The 20,529-nt window shown below is 63.9% G+C and carries 17 protein-coding genes and 1 CRISPR repeat array; of the genes, 8 read left to right on the top strand and 9 right to left on the bottom strand.

Going from position 1 to position 20,529, the window contains the following annotated elements:
- Positions 1 to 52 precede the first annotated feature (52 nt).
- Together CSAL_RS01225 and glnA are read right to left on the bottom strand one after the other, a co-directional pair.
- Positions 53 to 652: a DUF4124 domain-containing protein gene (locus tag CSAL_RS01225; protein ID WP_011505554.1), complete on the bottom strand. Its 600-nt coding sequence runs from the start codon at positions 650 to 652 to the stop codon at positions 53 to 55.
- A gap of 197 nt (positions 653 to 849) precedes the next feature.
- A complete protein-coding gene (gene glnA / locus CSAL_RS01220; RefSeq protein WP_011505553.1) occupies positions 850 to 2,259 on the bottom strand; it encodes a glutamate--ammonia ligase in 1,410 nt (469 codons plus the stop codon).
- 457 nt (positions 2,260 to 2,716) lie between these two features.
- Between glnA and CSAL_RS16825 the strand changes: the two genes are divergently transcribed.
- The 8 genes from CSAL_RS16825 (at position 2,717) to CSAL_RS01180 (ending at position 12,120) form a co-directional block, all read left to right on the top strand.
- A complete protein-coding gene (locus tag CSAL_RS16825; RefSeq protein WP_011505551.1) occupies positions 2,717 to 3,682 on the top strand; it encodes a glycosyltransferase family 2 protein in 966 nt (321 codons plus the stop codon).
- Positions 3,683 to 3,823: 141 nt separating this feature from the next.
- On the top strand, positions 3,824 to 4,816 hold the full coding sequence (locus CSAL_RS01210) for a polysaccharide deacetylase family protein (RefSeq protein ID WP_011505550.1): 993 nt from the start codon (positions 3,824 to 3,826) through the stop codon (positions 4,814 to 4,816).
- 256 nt (positions 4,817 to 5,072) lie between these two features.
- The gene (typA, locus tag CSAL_RS01205; RefSeq protein WP_011505549.1) at positions 5,073 to 6,899 is read left to right on the top strand and encodes a translational GTPase TypA; all 1,827 of its coding nucleotides are present in this window, start codon (positions 5,073 to 5,075) and stop codon (positions 6,897 to 6,899) included.
- A 178-nt stretch (positions 6,900 to 7,077) separates the two neighbouring features.
- The gene (locus CSAL_RS01200; RefSeq protein WP_011505548.1) at positions 7,078 to 7,707 is read left to right on the top strand and encodes an OmpW/AlkL family protein; all 630 of its coding nucleotides are present in this window, start codon (positions 7,078 to 7,080) and stop codon (positions 7,705 to 7,707) included.
- Positions 7,708 to 7,780: 73 nt separating this feature from the next.
- Positions 7,781 to 8,092: a hypothetical protein gene (locus CSAL_RS01195; RefSeq protein ID WP_011505547.1), complete on the top strand. Its 312-nt coding sequence runs from the start codon at positions 7,781 to 7,783 to the stop codon at positions 8,090 to 8,092.
- Between the two features lie 112 nt (positions 8,093 to 8,204).
- Positions 8,205 to 8,951, top strand: a complete 747-nt coding sequence (gene otsB / locus CSAL_RS01190) for a trehalose-phosphatase (RefSeq protein ID WP_011505546.1) — start codon at positions 8,205 to 8,207, stop codon at positions 8,949 to 8,951.
- Positions 8,918 to 10,747 (top strand): glycoside hydrolase family 15 protein, encoded by a 1,830-nt coding sequence (locus tag CSAL_RS01185; protein WP_222832144.1) that lies wholly within the window; start codon positions 8,918 to 8,920, stop codon positions 10,745 to 10,747. Before otsB ends, CSAL_RS01185 begins: the two co-directional genes overlap by 34 nt.
- Positions 10,744 to 12,120 carry an alpha,alpha-trehalose-phosphate synthase (UDP-forming) gene (locus CSAL_RS01180; RefSeq protein WP_011505544.1) on the top strand — a complete coding sequence of 459 codons (1,377 nt, stop codon included), beginning with the start codon at positions 10,744 to 10,746 and terminating at the stop codon, positions 12,118 to 12,120. Before CSAL_RS01185 ends, CSAL_RS01180 begins: the two co-directional genes overlap by 4 nt.
- A gap of 36 nt (positions 12,121 to 12,156) precedes the next feature.
- Positions 12,157 to 14,077: a CRISPR direct-repeat array (repeat unit 29 nt; unit sequence CGGTTGATCCCCGCGCCTGCGGGGAACGG).
- A gap of 110 nt (positions 14,078 to 14,187) precedes the next feature.
- Here CSAL_RS01180 and cas2e read toward each other — a convergent pair.
- From cas2e to casA, 7 genes are read right to left on the bottom strand one after another with little or no spacing between them, the layout of a single operon-like run.
- A complete protein-coding gene (cas2e, locus tag CSAL_RS01175) occupies positions 14,188 to 14,484 on the bottom strand; it encodes a type I-E CRISPR-associated endoribonuclease Cas2e (RefSeq protein ID WP_011505543.1) in 297 nt (98 codons plus the stop codon).
- Between the two features lies 1 nt (position 14,485).
- Positions 14,486 to 15,406 (bottom strand): type I-E CRISPR-associated endonuclease Cas1e, encoded by a 921-nt coding sequence (cas1e, locus tag CSAL_RS01170; RefSeq protein ID WP_011505542.1) that lies wholly within the window; start codon positions 15,404 to 15,406, stop codon positions 14,486 to 14,488.
- A 9-nt stretch (positions 15,407 to 15,415) separates the two neighbouring features.
- Positions 15,416 to 16,108 carry a type I-E CRISPR-associated protein Cas6/Cse3/CasE gene (cas6e, locus tag CSAL_RS01165; protein WP_011505541.1) on the bottom strand — a complete coding sequence of 231 codons (693 nt, stop codon included), beginning with the start codon at positions 16,106 to 16,108 and terminating at the stop codon, positions 15,416 to 15,418.
- A complete protein-coding gene (cas5e, locus tag CSAL_RS01160) occupies positions 16,108 to 16,890 on the bottom strand; it encodes a type I-E CRISPR-associated protein Cas5/CasD (RefSeq protein ID WP_011505540.1) in 783 nt (260 codons plus the stop codon). The genes cas6e and cas5e overlap by 1 nt, the downstream gene beginning before the upstream one ends.
- Before the next feature lie 11 nt (positions 16,891 to 16,901).
- On the bottom strand, positions 16,902 to 18,008 hold the full coding sequence (cas7e, locus tag CSAL_RS01155; RefSeq protein WP_011505539.1) for a type I-E CRISPR-associated protein Cas7/Cse4/CasC: 1,107 nt from the start codon (positions 18,006 to 18,008) through the stop codon (positions 16,902 to 16,904).
- Between the two features lie 59 nt (positions 18,009 to 18,067).
- Positions 18,068 to 18,760 (bottom strand): type I-E CRISPR-associated protein Cse2/CasB, encoded by a 693-nt coding sequence (gene casB, locus CSAL_RS01150; protein ID WP_011505538.1) that lies wholly within the window; start codon positions 18,758 to 18,760, stop codon positions 18,068 to 18,070.
- A complete protein-coding gene (gene casA / locus CSAL_RS01145) occupies positions 18,757 to 20,445 on the bottom strand; it encodes a type I-E CRISPR-associated protein Cse1/CasA (RefSeq protein ID WP_043557868.1) in 1,689 nt (562 codons plus the stop codon). Before casA ends, casB begins: the two co-directional genes overlap by 4 nt.
- Between the last annotated feature and the right edge of the window lie 84 nt (positions 20,446 to 20,529).

The following is a 20,529-nucleotide window of genomic DNA, read 5'->3' as shown; positions in this document are numbered from 1 at the left end:
ACCAAATTAGTGCAAAAGCAGCACTATCGATAGCGGCAGGCGCCAAATCGGCTCATGGGTTGCCGGAATTGCGAGGATTGTTGGGATTGGCGGGCAAGTACACGCTGGCACGTTGCACATAGAGGGTGACCGGCGCGCTACGCTGGCGCACCTGCCCCTCGGAGTCGACCAGTTCGACGCGCAGGGTATGCTCGCCGCGCTCCAGCCCGGTGAGCGAGAACGTCGTGGCTTGCTGGGGAGGCTGGCGCACCTCGTCGTCGACCACCAGGCGCAGGCGGTGCCCCTCGCGCAGCTCGGGCGAGAGCGCCACGCTGACCTGCGTGTCGCCGGCCGCGCCGGTGGGCAGCGTGGACTCGTTCGTCGGTGCGGCGATGCGCAAGCGTTCGTAGGGGGTGAAGGTAGAGGCCTTGGGCTCGCCCGCTCCGGACGCTGCCTCGTTCGCCGCGGTCTCCCTTGGCGCGGGGGCCGGCCGGCTCGGCACCGTGTTCACCGGCGCGACCTCGACCTGATCGCCGCCGGGGCGATCCGAATAGGTGACGTTCCCTTGTGAGTCGACACTGCGGTAGATCGGCGTGGCCTGCGCCAACGAGACGCTCAGGCACGCGCCGACCATGAGCACTGTCCAGCCGCCGATGGGGATCAAGCCACGCATGTCGCTCTCCTTACGCCCACGATTCCTTGCGCCAACGCTTCATTGCGAACCGCCTGCCTCGCACCGAGGCGCATCTCGCGCCCGTGGCGTCCCAGTGTAGCGCACGCCCGGCCCCGCGAACGACCACGTAAAAGGCCCCGTCGTCCGACGGGGCCTCGATCAGCGCTACGGCTGGGATCGGTCGCGGTCGCGCGGGATCAGCAGCTGTAGTACATGTCGAACTCGATCGGATGCGTCGCCATGCGCAGGCGGTCGACTTCTTCCTGCTTGAGCTCGAGATAGGCGTCGATCATGCTGTCGGTGAACACGTCGCCCTCGGTCAGGAAGGCGCGGTCCGCATCCAAGGCTTCCAGGGCCTGGTCGAGGCTGCTGGCGACGGTGGGAACCGACTTGCCTTCTTCCGGCGGCAGGTCATAGAGGTTCTTGTCCATCGCATCGCCGGGGTGGATCTTGTTCTTGATGCCGTCGATACCCGCCATCAGCATGGCCGAGAAGCACAGGTACGGGTTGGCGGTCGGATCCGGGAAGCGCAGTTCCACACGCTTGCCCTTGGGGCTCGCGGTGTACGGAATGCGGATGGAGGCACTGCGGTTGCGGGCACTGTAGGCCAGCATGACCGGCGCCTCGAAGCCCGGGACCAGACGCTTGTAGGAGTTGGTCGAGGCGTTGGTGAAGGCGTTCAGCGCACGAGCGTGCTTGATGATGCCGCCGATGTAGTACAGCGCGGTTTCGGACAGCCCGGCGTATTCGTCACCGGCGAACATGTTGGTGCCGTCCTTCCAGAAGGACTGGTGCACGTGCATGCCGGACCCGTTGTCACCGACCAGCGGCTTGGGCATGAAGGTCGCGGTCTTGCCGTAGGCGTGAGCCACGTTGTGGATCACGTACTTCATTTCCTGAACTTCGTCGGCCTTCTTCACCAGCGTGTTGAACTTGACACCGATTTCGTTCTGGCCGGCGTTGGCGACTTCGTGGTGATGCACCTCGACCGACTGGCCGATGGCTTCCAGGGTGTTGCACATCGCGCTGCGGATGTCGTGGAAGCTGTCCACCGGCGGAACCGGGAAGTAGCCACCCTTGACGCGCGGACGGTGCCCCAGGTTGCCGCCTTCCACGGTGGTGGAATCGGTCGCCCAGGCGCCTTCCTCGGACGTGATCTTGTACATCGCGCCCTGGATGTCGGCATTCCAGTGCACTTCGTCGAAAATGAAGAACTCAGGTTCCGGGCCGAAGAAGGCGGTATCGCCCAGACCGGTGGACTTCAGGTACGCCTCGGCACGCTTGGCGATGGAGCGCGGGTCACGTTCGTACCCCTGCATGGTGGCCGGCTCGATGATGTCGCAGCGCAGCACCAGCGTGGCATCTTCGGTGAACGGGTCGAGGTAGCCGCTGCCGTCTTCCGGGCGCAGGATCATGTCGGACTCGTTGATGCCCTTCCAGCCGGAAATGGAGGAGCCATCGAACATCTGACCGTTCTCGAAGAACTCATCATCGACGGCGCCGGCCGGAATCGTGACGTGCTGCTCCTTGCCCTTGGTATCGGTAAAGCGCAGATCCACCCACTTGATATCGTGTTCTTCGATCAGGGCGAGGGTCTTCTCAGACATGATTTCCTCCACTATGAGCCCACGGCTCGGGTCGTTTGCTTGCGTGTTCAGCGTCGTTTGTAGCATGCCCGCCGACGACTGCCCACGGGTATGCGTTTACGTTTTGCAATGCAGAAGCTGTGCCAACCATTGATGCATTTCGGGGCAAAAACGCTAAGCGCATGATCAAGCGATAAAAAATCGACCAGCGTTGTGCATGGCTCGGCACCAGGATAGCGCCCGCCCCGCCACATAAAAGTGCACGGGCACCACATGAGCATCATGAAGGTGCAGACTTGCTGCCCAATGCACCATTTGGGTGCAATCGGTGACCTCATGCCATCAGGCGCCGATTTTCAGTCATGCCAAGCTAGAAAAACCAGCCACGACGGTGATTGCCAGGCGCCCCGCCGCCCCGCAGGCTTGAACCAGATTCCCGATTTCTTCCACGGGCTTGCACCCAAGGCATACTCGAGCGATGCGTACCTACAGCCTGCTGATCGACGCCAGCCATGCCCCCGAGCACCTGGAACGCTGCCTGAGCGCCCTGGCACGCAGCATATCCGGCTTTCGCGGACATACCGAAACGCTGGTCCAGTTGCGCACCCTTGATACGCGCACCCAGCTGCTGCTGGAGCAGCGCGACATTCGTTTCGCGCTGCTGCCCCAACATGGACAAGGCGCACTGCGCCATCATGGCGCGACCCACCTCAATGGCGAGGTGCTGATCTTCCTGGATGCGGCACTGGAAGTGCCCGACGACTGGCTGGACCGTCTAGCGGAGGCGTTTCGCAAGCAAAGCGCCGATGCCGTCGTCTTCGCGCAGGCGCCGGCCGACCCGCTCGTTCCGGCGCTGGCGGACTGGTATGCCACACGCATCCGGCGCGGCTTCGGCGACCACCCCTGGGAGTGGCCCACCGGACAACTGGCCATCACCCGAGAGTGGTATGAACGCCTTGGCGGCCACGACCCACGCCTGGAGACCTGCGCCGACCTGGACATCCTGGTGCGCCTGTGGCGTTGCCATGCACGCCTGCGCTGGCAGACCTCGCCCTCGCTGATCGACCACGGCGCCCCTCGCCGGCTCGGCCCCTGGTGGCGCCGGCAACGTCGCCACCAGGCCCGCTATCTGTATACCGCCAGCGCCGCGCGCCACCCACGCTTCGTGATCCCCCGGCTGGGTGGCACGCTGGTGCAATGGGGCAGCGTGCCACTGGCACTCTTGCTGTGGATTCCCCCGGCGCCGACGCCCGGCGTGGCCAGTCTCGTCATCAGCGCCTGGCCGGCCACCGTCATGACCTGGCGCGACGGCATGCCGCCCCGGTCCAGGGCGTGTCGCCTGGCACTCTGGCGCTGGTGTCTGCATGCCCTGCAACTGACCGCCACCGGAGCGGCATTGCTGAGCCCGCCCTGCCGGCGACGCCTGCGGCGCGACCCGGTGTGACTGGCTAAATCACCACAGCGAGATATGCTGATAGGCATCGCAACCGTCATCACAACGCCTATCAGAGGAGCCCACGAACGCCGCCCGCGACAGGACGTCCCGGCACGGCACCGTACCGACGGCATTGCGGAGGGACACGCCATGAGCCATCTCAGTCTTGCCTACGATGTCGTGCAGCGCCTGCGCGGGCACTGGCGACGCAGCCTCAGCGAACCGCTGCGCGGGCGTAGCGCGATTCTCGTGCTGCCGCGCGTGCTGGCCGACGACGCCACGGCGCGCCTGCCCCACCATGCGCCCTATGCCCTGGGGCCGGAGAGCTTCCGGCGGCTGCTCGACCATCTCACCGATCACGCCCAGATCGTCACCCTGGCGAATGCCCGGCGCCTGCACCGCGACCCGCTGCCGCGCATCGCGCTGACCTTCGATGGCGGCTGGCGCGACACCGCCGAGGTGGCCCTGCGCCAGCTCGAACGCCTGGCGCTGCCGGCGAGCATGTTTCTCACCACCGGCTGGGTGAACCGTGCCCGCGGCGACTGGTGGAACACGCTCGGCGACGCCCTGTGGGAAGGCATTCAGCCGGCGCGCGTGCGCGACTGCCTCGGCGATGCCGGGCTACCCCTGCCGCCAGCACGCCCCGCGCACCCCGGTACCGCCTACAGCCACGCCCTGCGCGCTTATCTCGAGGGGCTCGCTCACCACACCGACCCGCTGACGCTGGCCCGGCTGGGCGACGCCCTGGGTGACGAACTCGACATCCCGCCCCAGACGCTCGATCCGTTCAGCATCCGGCGTCTGGAAAGCAGCGGCCTGGTGCGCTTCGGCGCGCGCGGCGTTTCCGCCACACCGCTGGACGCGCTCGACGATGCTCAGGTCCAGTGGCAAATTCGCCAGTCTCGCCGACAGCTAGGCGTGCTGTGCCGCGACCCGCTGCCCGGCTTCGCCTATCCCCAGGCGGAAGCCTCGCCACGGGTCCGCCTGCTGGCCCAGCGCTGCGGCATTCAGGAAGGCCTGCACGGGCATGCCGGCTGGCTCTCGCACCGCGACGATCCACTGGCGCTGCCGCGCTTTCCGATCACACTGCCCGTTGCCAGCAGCGCAGGGCGTCTCTATGATTGGCTGCTCGGGCAACCATAGCCCATCCGAACCGGTGCGCTTTTCCGGCGTCAGGCCACCCAGCCGACGCTGTCGACGGCGACTCGCGAGCGTGCCGCCATTTTTTTGCGTATTTCCGTCCTGCCGCACAAGCGACCCAAGTCCCTGATAGCGCCACGGTTATCGCTGCGCCAACGCGCCTTTTGACGAGCCGCGCCCATGCGCAACGGTCATCAAACTGGCAGTCGTCGGCACCCTGACCCTATAATGCGCCCCAATTTCCCAGCAGGATCCCGTCGTGATCGAGAATCTTCGCAACATTGCTATCATCGCCCACGTCGACCATGGCAAGACCACCCTGGTCGACAAACTCCTGAGTCAGTCCGGCACCCTCGACCGCAAGGCCGAAGGGCAAGAGCGCATCATGGACTCCAATGACCAGGAGAAAGAGCGCGGTATCACCATTCTGTCCAAGAACACCGCGATCCGCTGGCAGAGCCCGGACGAACGGGACTATCACATCAACATCGTCGACACCCCCGGACACGCCGACTTCGGCGGCGAGGTCGAGCGCGTGATGTCGATGGTCGACTCCGTGCTGCTGCTGGTGGATGCCGTCGACGGCCCCATGCCGCAGACGCGCTTCGTCACCCAGAAGGCCTTCGACCGTGGCCTCAAGCCGATCGTCGTGGTCAACAAGATCGACCGTCCCGGCGCGCGCCCGGACTGGGTCATCGACCAGATCTTCGACCTGTTCGACAACCTCGGCGCCACCGAGGAACAGCTCGACTTCCCGATCATCTACTGCTCGGCGCTGGACGGCGTCGCCGGTCATGAGCCGGATCAGCTGGCCGACGACATGACCCCGATGTTCAAGTCCATCGTCGACATCGTCGAACCGCCCAAGGTCGAGCTCGACGCACCGTTCCAGATGCAGATCTCCGCGCTCGACTACAACAGCTACGTCGGCGTCATCGGCCTGGGCCGCATCAAGCGCGGCAGCGTGCGTCCGGGTCAGCAGATCAGCGTGATCTCCAAGGAAGGCAACGTCCGCAAGGGCAAGGTCGGCCAGGTCATGACGCACCTCGGCCTCGAGCGCGTGCAGACCGAAGAAGCCAGCGCCGGCGACATCATCTGCATCACCGGCATCGACGACCTGGCGATCTCCGATACGCTGTGCGATCCGGCCGCCGTCGAAGCCATGCCGGCACTCACCGTGGACGAGCCCACCGTGTCCATGACCTTCCAGGTCAACGACTCGCCGTTCGCCGGCAAGGAAGGCAAGTTCGTCACCAGCCGCAACATCAAGGAGCGCCTCGAGCAGGAACTGATCCACAACGTGGCACTGCGTGTCGAACAGGGCGATTCGCCGGAGAAGTTCACCGTCTCCGGGCGTGGCGAACTGCACCTTTCGGTGCTGATCGAATCCATGCGCCGTGAAGGCTACGAGCTGGCCGTGGGCCGTCCCGAGGTGATCATCCGCGAGATCGACGGCGTCAAGCAGGAGCCGTACGAAGAGGTCATCATCGACTGCGAAGAGCAGCACCAGGGCGCGGTGATGGAAGAGCTCGGCTACCGCAAGGGCGAGATGACCAACATGAATCCGGACGGCAAGGGTCGCGTTCGCCTGGACTTCATCATCCCCGCACGCGGGCTGATCGGCTTCCGTGGCCAGTTCCTGACGCTGACCTCCGGCACCGGCATCCTGACCAGCCGCTTCGACCATTACGGCCCGCTCAAGCCCGATGCCTCCATCGAGCGTCGCAACGGCGTGCTGGTCTCCATGGTCTCCGGCAAGGCGCTGGCCTACGCGCTGTTCGCCCTGCAGGACCGTGGCAAGCTCATCGTCGAGCACGGCACCGAGGTCTACGAAGGCATGCTGGTCGGCATCAACAACCGCGCCGACGACATGGCGGTCAACCCGACCAAGGCCAAGAAACTCGACAACATGCGCGCCTCCGGCAACGACGAGAACCTCGTCCTCACGCCGCCGGTTCGCTTCACCCTCGAACAGGCCATCGAGTTCCTCGATGACGACGAGCTGGTGGAAATCACGCCCCAGCACATCCGTCTGCGCAAGAAGCACCTCACCGAGAACGAGCGCAAGCGCGCCAAGAAGAAGTAATCGCGGCAACGCTCGTACGGCCCCACGAAGCCCACCTTACGGTGGGCTTCGTCGTTTCCGGCATACGCCAATGGGCTGCGACATATAACCACATTTTTTATGTGGTTATTAGGTTTAGACTTGATGCATACGAAGCGCCCCGCGCTTCTCGCTTCATCTCACACCAAGGAGTCGTCCCATGCGCCGTGCCCTGCTCGTTTCCTCCCTCGCCCTCACCGCTGCGCTCGTGCCCGCCACTTCGGCGTTCGCCTACGGCGAAGGCGACTTCTACACCCGCTTCGGTGTCGCCAAGGTCGCCCCGCAAAGCGACAACGGCGACTTCGGCGCCCCGCTCGACATGCAGATCGACGCCGACGACGACAGCGGCTTCGCCTTCACGCTCGGCTATCGCTTCCACGACAAGTTCGGCGTGGAACTGCTTGCCGCGCAACGTTTCGAGCACCAGGTCGCCCTCGATGGTGACGACCTGGCGTCCATCAAGCACCTGCCGCCGACACTGACGCTGCAGTACTACCCGCTCGGCGGCACCGATGCCCGCGTGCAGCCCTACCTCGGCGCGGGGCTCAACTACACTCACTTCTCCGACGAGCATCTCGACGGCGGCAAGCTCGACCTCGACGACAGCTGGGGCGCCGCCGCCCAGCTCGGGATCGACCTGCTGATCGACGACCACTGGGCGCTCAACGCCGCCGCCTGGTATCTGGACATCGACAGCGACGCCACCGCCACTCTCGCCGGCAACGACTACGATGCCAAGATCCACATCGACCCCATCGTCGTCATGGGCGGGCTCAGCTATCGGTTCTGAGTCGCTCGGCTAGGCGATACCCCGCACGGCGGGCTACCCTGTAAAGACACACGGATGCGACAGGAGCCCGCCAATGCATAAGCACATCGACTGGGACGCCCCCGGCAATGCCAGCGTGACCCGCCATTACGCCAGCGACAAGCAGCACGAAGTTCAGCCCCATCCCGGCATGATGCTCTCCGCCCGCTACCAGGGCATGGTGGTGCGCGTCGAGGTCGAGGCCTACCGCGAAGACGACGCCCTCAGCATCGGCAAGGTCGCCGCGCTCATCGACAGCCACGGCAAGCGTCATCAGACCCACGGCGACCTCAGCATCGGCGACTACGTCCGCCTTCCCGACGACAAGCGTGCCCTGGAGCCCGCCGTCGAGGATGAAGAGGACTGAAGGCCGCCTGGGCGATCAGCGGCAAGACCTTTGCGTCTAAAGCTTCTCTCCGCATGCCCCGTGGCGGGCTGCGCGATACTGCACGAACCCAAGACGAGACCCTAGCGACAAGATGATGCCCGAGACTCCACCGCCGCTGCCGCGTCACGACTGGGCCCTGTTCCTGGACTTCGATGGCACCCTGGTGCCCCTCGCCGATCACCCCCGTGATACCAGCGTCTCGGAGGCTCTGCGCCACCTGGTCGCCCGGCTCGCGCACGAACTCGACGGTGCGGTGGCCATCATCAGCGGTCGCCCGGTCGCCGACCTCGAAGCTCTGCTCGCCCCGCTCGACCTCCCCCTGGCCGGCGTTCACGGCCTGGAGTGGCGCGACACCTCGGGCGGCTACCACAGCGCCGTCGCACACCCCGAGCGGCTGGCCGCCTGCCGCGACGCGCTGGCCGACTTCGTCGCCGGCCACGACGGCCTGCACTACGAGGACAAGCGTGTCGCGCTGGCCCTGCACTACCGCGGTGCCCCGGAGCTTGCAGCCGAATGCCGTCATTTCATGGCCGAATGGCAGCAGGCGCTGGGCGACGACGTCGAGACCGTGGCCGGCAAGTGCGTCATCGAACTGCGCCCGGCCGGCGTTCACAAGGGAACCGCCATCGCCCGGCTGCTCGACGACCCGGTCTTCCAGGGCCGACGCCCCGTGTTCGTCGGCGACGACGTCACCGACGAGGACGCCTTTCGCGAGGTCAACGCACGCGGAGGCCTCAGCGTGCGCGTCGGCGATGGGAAGACGGCCGCGACCTACTATCTTGAATCGGTAAAGAAGGTACTGACATGGCTGGAACACCTACCATCCCGTCCAACGTGACCGAATCGACCGACATGCCATCCACTTCGCTGGAGCTCGGGCTCATCGGCAATTGCCAGATCGGCGCCCTGATCGATACCGACGGCCGCATCGTGTGGTGCTGTCTGCCGCGCTTCGACGGCGATCCCTTCTTCTCGCGCCTGATGGACACCACCGATCGGGGCTACTTCGCCATCGAGCTGCAGGATCAGGTCGAAAGCCGCCAGTACTATCAGCGCAATACCGCGATCCTGTGCACCGAGCTCACCGACAAGTACGGCGGGCGCATCCGCATCACCGACTTCTGCCCGCGCTTTCGGCTCTATGACCGGACGTTTCGTCCCGAGATCGTGGTACGCCGCGTGAAATGCCTCTCCGGCACACCGGTGATCCGCATCCGCCTGCGCCCGACCACCGCCTATGGCGAGCGCGAGCCCGAGACCACTCACGGCAGCCATCACATTCGCTACCTCGGTCAGGGCCGAGTGACCCGGCTGACCACCGACGCCTCGATCACCCACGTGCTTCAGGAATCGCCGATCGTCCTCGAGGGCGAGCTCAATTTCGCACTCGGCCCCGACGAGAGCGTCACCGAGTCGGTCAACGCGATGTGCCAGCGTTTCGAGACCCAGACCACCACCTACTGGCAGGAATGGGCGCGCGGCCTGGCGATCCCCTTCGAATGGCAGAATGCCGTGATCCGCGCCGCCACCACCCTCAAGCTCAGCACCTTCGAGGATACCGGTGCGGTGATCGCTGCCATGACCACCTCGGTGCCCGAGGCCGCCGACACCCAGCGCAACTGGGACTACCGCTACTGCTGGCTGCGCGATGCCTATTTCGTGGTCCACGCCCTCAACCGCCTGGGCGCGACCGCGACCATGGAGAACTACCTCAACTACATCATCAACCTGGTGGTCGGCGCCGCCGAACACGAGCTGCAGCCGCTCTACGGCATCGGCGGCGAGACGCGCATCGAGGAGTACGAAGTCAGCGGGCTCGCCGGCTATCGCGGCATGGGACCGGTGCGGGTCGGCAACGCCGCCTACCATCAGGTGCAGCACGACGTCTACGGTGCCGTGGTGCTGGCCGCCAACCAGGCGTTCTTCGACGAACGACTGGCGCGCCCCGGCGACGAAGCGCTGTTCCGCCGCCTGACCATCCTCGGCGAGCAGGCCGCCAGGCTGTTCGACAAGCCCGACGCCGGTATCTGGGAGTATCGCGGTCGCGCCCGCGTGCACACCTACTCGTCCATCATGTGCTGGGCCGCCTGCGACCGTCTGGCACGCATTGCCGCGCATCTCGGGCTCGACGAGGACGCCACTCGCTGGCGCCAGCAGGCCGACCGCATGCATGACGTGATCTGCCGCGAGGCGTGGAGCGAGTCGCGCCAGGCCTTCACCGAGAGTTTCGGCGGCGACACCATGGACGCCAGTCTGCTCTTGATGCACGAGCTCGACTTCCTCGCTGCCGACGACCCGCGTTTCGTCAGCACGGTCGGGGCCATCGAGGCCGAGCTGCGCCGCGGCGACCACCTGTTCCGCTATGCCGCCGCCGACGACTTCGGCGATCCCGAGAACGCCTTCAATATCTGCACCTTCTGGTACATCGATGCGCTGTGGGCGATCGGCCGCCGCGACGAGGCTCGCCGGCTGTTCGAAAACATGCTCGAATGCCGCAACGCCCAGGGCTTGCTTTCCGAGGATCTCGACACCATCAGTCATGAACTGTGGGGCAACTTTCCGCAGACCTACAGCATGGTCGGCCTGATCAACTCGGCACTGCACCTTAGTCGAAGCTGGGAGGAAGCCGTATGACACGCCTGGTCGTAGTCTCCAATCGCGTCTCGATTCCCGAAGAAGGCAAACCCCAGGCCGGCGGCCTGGCGGTCGCCATCACCGGCGCGCTCAGCGAGCACGGTGGCCTGTGGTTCGGCTGGGATGGCCGCGTCAAGCAGGTCCCCTCGAATCGCCCCAGCGTGGTCACGCGCGACAATATCGATTACGCGACGCTGTCGCTCTCCAAGGAAGACTACGACAACTACTACCTGGGCTTCGCCAACGAAGTGCTGTGGCCGGTCTTTCACTTCAACCTCGGCGCCATGGACTTCCAGCTCGACCACGTGAAAGCCTACTCGCGGGTCAACGCTCGTTTCGCCGAGGCGCTGGTCACGCTCGTGCAGGGCGACGAGCTGATCTGGGTGCATGACTACCACCTGCTGCCGCTGGGCAAGGAACTGCGTGAGCGCGGCATCCGCCAGCCACTGGGTTTCTTCCTGCACATTCCCTTTCCCAGCTTCGACCTGCTGCGTGCGCTGCCCTGCTACCGCGAGCTGCTCGAGGACCTGCTGCATTACGACCTCGTCGGCTTTCAGACCGAAAACGATCGCCACGCCTTTCATGAGGCCCTGGTCGAGACCTTCGACGCGACCCTCGAGGGCGACAACGTCATCGACTGCCTCGGCCACCGCCTGCGCACCGGCGTCTACCCGGTCGGTATCGACGTCGATGAAGCCATCGCCGAAGCCGAGCACGCCATCACCCAGGCCCCGGCCTGCCAGTTCCAGGCCGACCTCGGCAAGCGCGACCTGATCATCGGCGCCGACCGGCTCGACTACTCCAAGGGCCTGGTGCAACGCTTCAACGCCATCGAGACGCTGCTCACCCACTTCAAGCACCGCCGCCAACGCACCATCTTCATGCAGATCGCCAGCCCCTCGCGCAGCGCGATCCCCGAGTACGACGAGCTACGCCGCCAGCTCGAAGGCATGGCCGGGCATATCAACGGCACCTACGCCGACATCGACTGGCTGCCGGTGCACTACCTCAACCAGACCTACGCCCACGCCGACCTGATGGGCCTGTTCCGGGCCGCGAGGGTGGGCCTGGTGACCCCGCTGCGCGACGGCATGAACCTGGTCTGCAAGGAGTTCGTCGCTGCCCAGGACCCCGACGACCCCGGCGTGCTGGTGCTCAGCGACCTGGCCGGCGCCGCCCGCGAACTGAGCGGCGCCCTGCTGGTCAACCCCTACGACGTGCACGATATCACCAGCGCCATCGAACGCGCCCTGAACATGCCGCGCGACGAACGCCGCCAGCGCTACCGGGAGATGATCGACGTCCTGCGCCGCAACAGCCTGCTGACCTGGCGGCAGCGCTTCATCGACGACCTCGCCCAGCAGGCTGGTTAGGCAACACCCAAGGGCAGGAGTGCTGACAAAGCGGCGTAGTTCGTCCCCGCGCCTGCGGGGAACGGATGAAGGCAGCAGCCACCGGCAACCACCTCATCGGTTGATCCCCGCGCCTGCGGGGAACGGATTCCGAAAGGCCCGCGCCTCGCCGCCGTGCACGGTTGATCCCCGCGCCTGCGGGGAACGGAGTATCCAACCCGGCGCCAGACGTTCGCCCGACGGTTGACCCCCGCGCCTGCGGGGAACGGCCGTCGTCGTACTCGCCCCACTGCGACGTGAACGGTTGATCCCCGCGCAAGCGGGGAACGGTTTCATGATGCTCTCCGGGAAACGGTAGTGATCGGTTGATCCCCGCACATGCGGGGAACGGACGATGAACGGGTCGCCGCTGTTAAGCACGAACGGTTGATCCCCGCTCCTGCGGGGAACGGCCGTCAACGATGGCGCTGCCGAGGTTCTGGAACGGTTGATCCCCGCGCCTGCGGGGAACGGTCGCCCTTGCGCATGACGAAGTACGGCTTCGCCGGTTGATCCCCGCGCCTGCGGGGAACGGCGACGTCCAGTGCCGCGACCATTTCGGCGACGCGGTTGATCCCCGCGCCTGCGGGGAACGGTCGCTACGGCATTCGCTGCACACCGGCACCAACGGTTGATCCCCGCGCCTGCGGGGAACGGCTGGTGCTCGCCGGCCAGGCTTGCCTTGGTCGCCGGTTGATCCCCGCGCCTGCGGGGAACGGGCCTGGCTCGGGCGCTACCGGATGCAGTCGCTCGGTTGATCCCCGCGCCTGCGGGGAACGGGCGTCGGCAGCGTGGCATCGATGACCTGCTGGCGGTTGATCCCCGCGCCTGCGGGGAACGGCAGGTAAGCGCCGACTGCCGCGCGTACTGCGGCGGTTGATCCCCGCGCCTGCGGGGAACGGTAGGGCGTGCTATCCATCGCCATGGCGTCGCGCGGTTGATCCCCGCGCCTGCGGGGAACGGCCCGCGCCGGTATAACGGCGCGGATGAGCTGGCGGTTGATCCCCGCGCCTGCGGGGAACGGTCATTGGAAACGCGAATCACCTTGGAACTGAGCGGTTGATCCCCGCGCCTGCGGGGAACGGGTGTTAGTCAGAATCTGTGTGATCTGACCAATCGGTTGATCCCCGCGCCTGCGGGGAACGGCAGGCCATCAAGGAACAGGTGTACGAAGAACTCGGTTGATCCCCGCGCCTGCGGGGAACGGGTGTGCGCCAGCCAGTTGAAGAACATGTCGGACGGTTGATCCCCGCGCCTGCGGGGAACGGTGAACTGGCCTGCACTTATCCGCTGCGCCAGGCGGTTGATCCCCGCGCCTGCGGGGAACGGCTCTCCAGCCTGGGCGACATCTACCTCGCGATCGGTTGATCCCCGCGCCTGCGGGGAACGGGCCGTCTCCATGTGCCATCCATTCTTATCGAGCGGTTGATCCCCGCGCCTGCGGGGAACGGGCACTACCTGTGCAAGCGCGGCCCCGAGATCACGGTTGATCCCCGCGCCTGCGGGGAACGGGCGGGCATGGCGCTCGCCGGGGTGATCGGCATCGGTTGATCCCCGCGCCTGCGGGGAACGGGTCTTGCGAACGTTCGCCGCGCAGCTGGCGCACGGTTGATCCCCGCGCCTGCGGGGAACGGGCCGGCGAATCCCAAGCGGTGCGGAATGGCGCCGGTTGATCCCCGCGCCTGCGGGGAACGGAGGCTCACAGAAGGAAAGTTCAAGGCGGCTGACGGTTGATCCCCGCGCCTGCGGGGAACGGAAAGCACGCGGGTGGCGACCCCGTTAAGCAGGCGGTTGATCCCCGCGCCTGCGGGGAACGGCCACATCGACCAGACCGATGAATCGGATCTGAAGGTTGATCCCCGCGCCTGCGGGGAACGGTTTTTTGTACGCATGAAACCGATGCCGCCACACGGTTGATCCCCGCGCCTGCGGGGAACGGTCTAATCATAGACACTTGTTTATAAAGAACAAAATCGCCAGGGAAATTTCCACCAGCGATTTTGCTTAAAATTTAATCGCCCCAAATTATTAAAGAGCCTTTAAAATCAGTCAATTACCTTGAGGTGGTAAAAACCGCACCAGCCTCAATCCATCATGATCGATGGGGACACGACGGTTGTCGCCATAAGTTTGGAACTCGAAGCCGGATTCGTGATTGCTGGCCCAGGCCATGGCAACGTTGCCGCCTTCCTCGGCCAGGACTTCGATCTGTTCCCAGATCATTTCGCGAATGCGTTTACTGACATCGCCGACGTAAACCCCCGCTCGGATTTCCAGCAACCACACAGCCAAACGGCCTCTAAGTCTGGGAGGTACGGCTTCGGTAACGACCACCAGCATTGCCATATCATTGACTCCGATGCCCTGCATCGCCGACGGATTCAGGCTCCGGGATCGCCGGTGGGACCGCATCCGGCGGCGGAGGTGGAGGCTCGATTTCTCCAGCGGCCAATACGTCCTCGATCATGGGGATCAACCGCTGCAATAAGCGGGCTTGCTTGAAAGCATCGCGACACGCAACGCGTACTTCCCGCTCCGGCATCGGCGGATTACGAGCCGCTACGCGAAACGCAGCCGGCACCACCGTCTCGAATTTGACGATATCGGCGATGTCGTAAACGAAGCTCAGGGGTTTGCCGGTATGCAGAAAGCCAATCGCCGGCGCATAACCGGCTGCCAGGATGGCGGCTTCCGTGATGCCGTAAAGACAGGCGGTCGCGGCCGAAAGGCACTGGTTGGCCACATCGGAAGCATCCCATTGAGTCGGGTCATAGCGACGCCCGTGCCACTTGACGCCATACTGCTTGGCAAGAAGCTGGTATGTCTTGCGTACCCGAGCCCCTTCCATACCTCGCAATTGATCGACGCTACGCCGCGAGGGCGGCTCTTCGCCGAAACGAAGCTCGAACATCTTGCGCACGACTTTCAGCCGCAGTTTTTCATCCCGTGCCAACTGCGCTTGATAGAGCAGCTTGTCCGAACGCGCGCCGCCAGGCTGACCCGCGCTATATAGACGCACGCCGGCATCACCGACCCAAATCAACAGCGTACCCACCACTGACGCGAGTTTGACAGCAGCGTGCGACACGCGAGTACCGGGCTCGAGCAGCAAGCACGCGACAGACCCCACGGGAATGTGCATGCGCTCGCCATTCACATCATCGATGACGACGAAGGCACCATCACGCACGTCGATCTGCCCCATCCCGACGAAGATCATCGACATGCGATCTTTCACAGGGATGGGCTTCAATGGAATGAAGCCCATGGCGATCTCCTATGGCCGACGTAACAACATCAATCCACAGCCGAACGCTTTGGCCCGTCCGACCCCGTGTGCGAGCGTTTCGATCAGACGCCTCGGGTCAGTAACTTCCAGCAGTCCCTCGTAATCGACGCTGGAGAAACGAATCGGCTCCCGGCGATCGGATTTCTTCAGTTCATGCTGCCGATAGGCGCCCATCTCCGGTGCCACCGGCAGTTCAAACCCGAATCGCGGCGCGCGTTCCGCCAGCCAGTCACGTGCGGCGGTCTCCATTGCATCAACGCATGCCTGGCTCGTTCGCTCACCAGGGGAGAATGGCTTTCTGGCATTCATCAGCACATCAGCGCGATGCGATCGTTGTCCCTCACCCGCGGACTTGGCAACCGTGGGATTGGCACGCAGGCGAAAAGCGAGGCGCTCGCCTTTGGCGAGTTGCGGTGCGAAAGGCTTACATTGCACATCGAGACCGGCCACGGCTTCCGGTCGACGAGTCGAATAGACATAAAACCGCGGCAGTCCCTGACTTTTTCCATTGGCCGCTTCCTCCATTTCCTGGCGGAAGAGAAAGGGTCGTTCGCCCTCTGACGTATCGGCAAACAGCGTCCAGAGCAGTTGGTGGGCCGTATAGGCCCCGCCTTCCAGCACATCGAAAAGCTGTTCTCGGGTAAGGGCGTTGAGGTCGACTCTGACACTTGAAAGATACATTAGCTCTGCCCCTCCACCGACTCGATTCGGCGGTGCTCGAGACGCGCCCCGAACTGCCAGCGGCGGCGATGCAGCGGTTCATCCCAGGTCTCGCTGGACTCCGCCATGTCGGCGTTACCGTCTAGTGCATCTGCCTCGCCTTCCCAGGCATAGAGCACCTGACCGGGCAGCCTCAGCAAGCGTAGGTCTTGTGCTTCGTTACCGATGAGCGGCAACCATGTCCTTTCGGGATCGGTTGCGCTGTCAAAGCCGTGATCCAGCGCCCCGCGCCAGTGATCCGCCTCCACGATGGCGGGCGTGAGCGGTGCCGCCAGGGGGCATGCCTTACGGCCGAGATAGAGCGTGAAGCGAGGCCTCTCCAGCGCGCTCTTGAGTTCGTCCAGTGTCCAGACCGCGTCGGGCATCAGACGCAGCGCCACGACCCACAGGCCATCACAGCGATAGTCCCGGGAAGAGAGAATGGTATTGAGGGCATCCTTGGGCACCGAAAGTTCTTCACGCCGCGAACGGTAGTTCACCTTCGATTGTGAAGGTGGCACCTGCACGGTGTGGTAGTCGCGTAGCAGCCAGCCTGGAGAGCGCTGTTTGACCGCGATGCCCAGGCTTTGCCGAAGCCTTAGTTGCCCCTCGTCATCGTCGCGCCGGATGCCAAGTGCAGCGCCGATCAAGCCGAGGATGGCGCCGCGCCCGGGGTACGTCGCGGTCGGCCGCGCCTCCCCTACCGCAGCTTCGCCCCAGCTCGCCATCGGCGCATAGAGCCGAAAGACCAGATGTCCCGTCATATCGCCTCCGCTTAGTCATCGCCCTTGAGGAAAGTCAGCAGGTCCTGCAGATTTCCCGTTTGGACGTCACCCTTCAGCGGAGGCTTTTCATAATCCGGCTCGGCAGAGAGAACAAAGCGACTGTCGGCGCCGGCACCATAAGCATCATCGAAAGCCTGAGCCTGGCGTTCCAGTTTGCTGATGGCCTTGATCGCTTGTCCTTCACCATTGACCGGCTGCAGGAAGGAGGCCGACAACGAGCGCGGCTGCTGATCGCCTTTTTCTGCCAGCAGATAACTGGCGTGGGCGCGAGAGCCGAAACTGTTCTGCTTGCCCTTGGGCGAAACCTTGACGGCGGATTCAACCAGCGCAGCAATGGCGCGATCGGCCAAGTCCGCATTGCCTTGCAGATTCTCGACCAGTAGATCGCGATCAATGCAGAGGTAGAGATAAAACAGCCCGGCGGCAAAACCGGCCTCACCGATATGCGCTGCGCCACGATCCTCATCGCCGGTATTGAGATCGTCGACTGCGGTGAAGTAGTCGTCCTCGACCTCGGCGGCATGGACGGTAATAGCGTGCGCGACCTGGCAGGCAGCCTCTACACTGTATTTGACGAGCTTATTTTTTTCCCCGGTGAGCATACGTCCAAAGAGCGCAATATCGACGGCTGTCGGGCGTCGCAGGAGAACATTCGTGATCTCTTCGTCAGTCGGCTCGCGCTTTTCTGCCCCCAATGTATTGGCCAGTGTTTCCAGCGCCGCAATCTCTTCCGGCCCGACATGAACGAGCTGCTCGATCTCGAATTCGTGCTTCTCACCCTTTCCAACCTTGCGCAGCGTACCGAAGATACTCGCGATCTTTTCAGCACTACTACCGGCGATTTTGTCGTCAGCACCAGCATCTTTCATGCGATCGAATACCTGCTTACCCAATCGCTTGGTGCGCGTTCCCCTGTGACCATCGACCGCTTCCTCGAAGAGCGTCGAGGTGCGCCAATTCCGCTTGAGACTCTGGGAGGAGACGCGCAAACGGCGCGCGCCACCCATGAACGCCGTCTTGGGACGGCCCAGATCGTCACGGTTGAGGTTGGAGGGCGGATAAGAAGTTAGTAGATGCAACTGAATGAAGTGGCTCATGAAAGGTCCCCTGCAATGGTAATGATGGGTAGTGGCCGATGGCGTCCTTGGCCGAAGGATCAGTCGCTCGTTGCCATTTTCTGAGAGCGCGCCTTGAAGTAATCGTCACTCATCAAAAAGGCGAAACGCTGGGTCGCTTCAGGGCGATACTGACCGCGCTGCTCGCGATGCCAGAGCGCCACCATATCGGCGAGGCGCACGACACTGACACCAGTGCCGTCGGCGAGCTTCAATGCCCTTCTGAAGCGGCGGATCAGCTCTTTGGGCGTATGGCAGTCGAGCAGTTGCTGGAAGCGCAGATCGCTCATGCGCGGGGTATCGCCGGTATTGGGCCGGTTTTCGCCCAACCGCTTCCCAAGTGGTGCACCGAAAGTCTCGGCGCGCAGTTCACTCACAATGGCGGCGATCACCGCCCAGGCTTCGAGGCGCCTATCACGCCATTGACTCGGGCCATCGCCAGGCATCTCTTTCCATACTCGCGTCTCGAGTGCCTGCCAGAGGTGGCGAAAAGCCTCGGTTAGCAGTACGGACTCGATGGCATCGCAACGGCGCAGCGCAGCACGTACCCCGCGCGGGTAAGGCCGGCGCTTGGTGTAGCGCTTGAGTTCCTGTTCGTCCATGACCAGCCGCTGCCACCACAAGCGCAGCTCGAAGGCCTCATTGTTATCCAGCGCATACAGATGACTTTCCACTGCGCTCTTCCCGGCCTCGCTCGCGTCTTCGGATACCGCATCCTGTTCGATCTCACTCATGCTGCGTTCCCCTTCCGATTGCCTTCGGACTGCGGCGCCTTCAATTCGAACCCGCCGACCTGGGCAAATACCTGAACCTTTTTGCCGCTACCGTTCAGATAGGCCAGCAAATAGCGCCGCGCGCTCGTGATCCGCTCGAGCTGCTGCATCTTCATGCCTTCCAATGGTCCGCTGATGGCCTGGGCATCGAAGAGTCTCAGCGCCTCCCGCTTGAGCGTCAGATGCCACTTTTGGTGGATCTCCGGGGATAGCGCCGGTGTATCCCCATAGTCGCGTAGCGTCTCGCTCATCTGGCGTAGTACATCGAAGAACGCGAGCTGGGTCGCCTCGAAAAACTGGGCATCGATCTGGCTCATATCGCCCTTGGCATCCTCGGGACGTTTGAACCAGGCCCGTTTGAGCTGATTACGCACCTGCCAGGCAACATCGCTGGCCAGGTCGACGAAGCGCTTGACCCAATCGCGCAATATCTCCTGATGCGCTTCGGGGACACCCACCAGCGGCATTTCAACGCTGTACCAGCCACGAGGTTTCATGTTGTCCATGTCGTAGCCGAACACCCATAGCCGGGCGTGCCGAAACATCGCGTCGAACGCCTCGCCGTCATCGCGCGCGGATTCGACCATGCGATATTTGTGCAGATGATGCGTCACGACTCTCGCTGGCATCGCGCCACTGCTCGCCTCGTCTTCCAGCACCAGTCCCGGCCAGTGGCGGTAGCCCAGTCCGCCGGGCTGCCCCTTGCTGGAAAGTGGTAACTCGTCGGTTTTCTTGGGATTGAGACGGCGATACGGGGTCAGTGGATGACGCCAGGGGCCATCGTAGTTGGCACCCTGCTTTTTCGAACGCAGCCGACGCACTAGTCGCGAACACTCGCGACCACAGAGATCGCAACAACCCGACTCATCCTCGAACAGCAAACGGTAGCGGCGCGGCATCGACCACAGGGCGTGCAGGGGATGGACCTGATCGGGAAAAACCTCGGTGCCCTTCTTGTCGCTGACTCGAGTGTCGCTCATCCAGAAAAACAGGTCAGCGTCGTCGACCGTGGGCGGGCGCCATGTCTGCCCCGGCTGACCCACGGCATCGGCCGGCATGACGTTGGGCCAGAGGCGCTCCCACAGCGATTTGGTCTCGTCTTCGGGCAGGATCAGCGTGGTCAGCGGCCCGCCGCCACGCAGGCCAACGCGGATGCCGGCACCGCCGGCGGGCGCGTTTATCTGCATGGTATAGAGCGCCAGCGCCGCGCAGTCCGGGCATACGGCTTCGACTCGACCGCGTTTGACGAAGAAATCGGTATTGTTCTTGATGCCGTTGGCGCCGGGAGAATCGATCAGCAGTCCGGCAACCGGGGCGTCCTTGACGTCCTCGAGCGGATCGAGATCCTGCATGAAGCGCGGGCCCTCGCCGTCGAGTTCGAAGGCCCTCGAAAATGGCGCCAATGCTGCTTCAAATTCCTCGACACTGGGTGGCGTCTGATAGCGGTCCAGCCAGGCATCAGTGTTCTTTGGCGTCATCGCCGTTTGCAGCAGTGCGATCAGAAACTGCCATGCGGCACCCTGGAAATCGGCACGGGGAAGGGCAAGGTCGAGGATATCGGGATCGGCCAGGGCCGAAGGGGGGCGATAGAGAAGACTTCCGTCTGATCTGCGGAAGGGTAACCAAGGATCAGTCAGGAGGTTCATGGGCATTCCAGACTATTGCGGCTGACAGGACACATTCACACTAGCTTTCATAAAGAACCAGTTTGTTACAATGGCTTTTCTCCT

Source organism: Chromohalobacter israelensis DSM 3043, from assembly GCF_000055785.1.
Taxonomy (GTDB): domain Bacteria; phylum Pseudomonadota; class Gammaproteobacteria; order Pseudomonadales; family Halomonadaceae; genus Chromohalobacter; species Chromohalobacter israelensis.
Note: the sequence above shows the minus strand (reverse complement) of the source record. Positions and strands in the feature narration are given on the sequence as shown.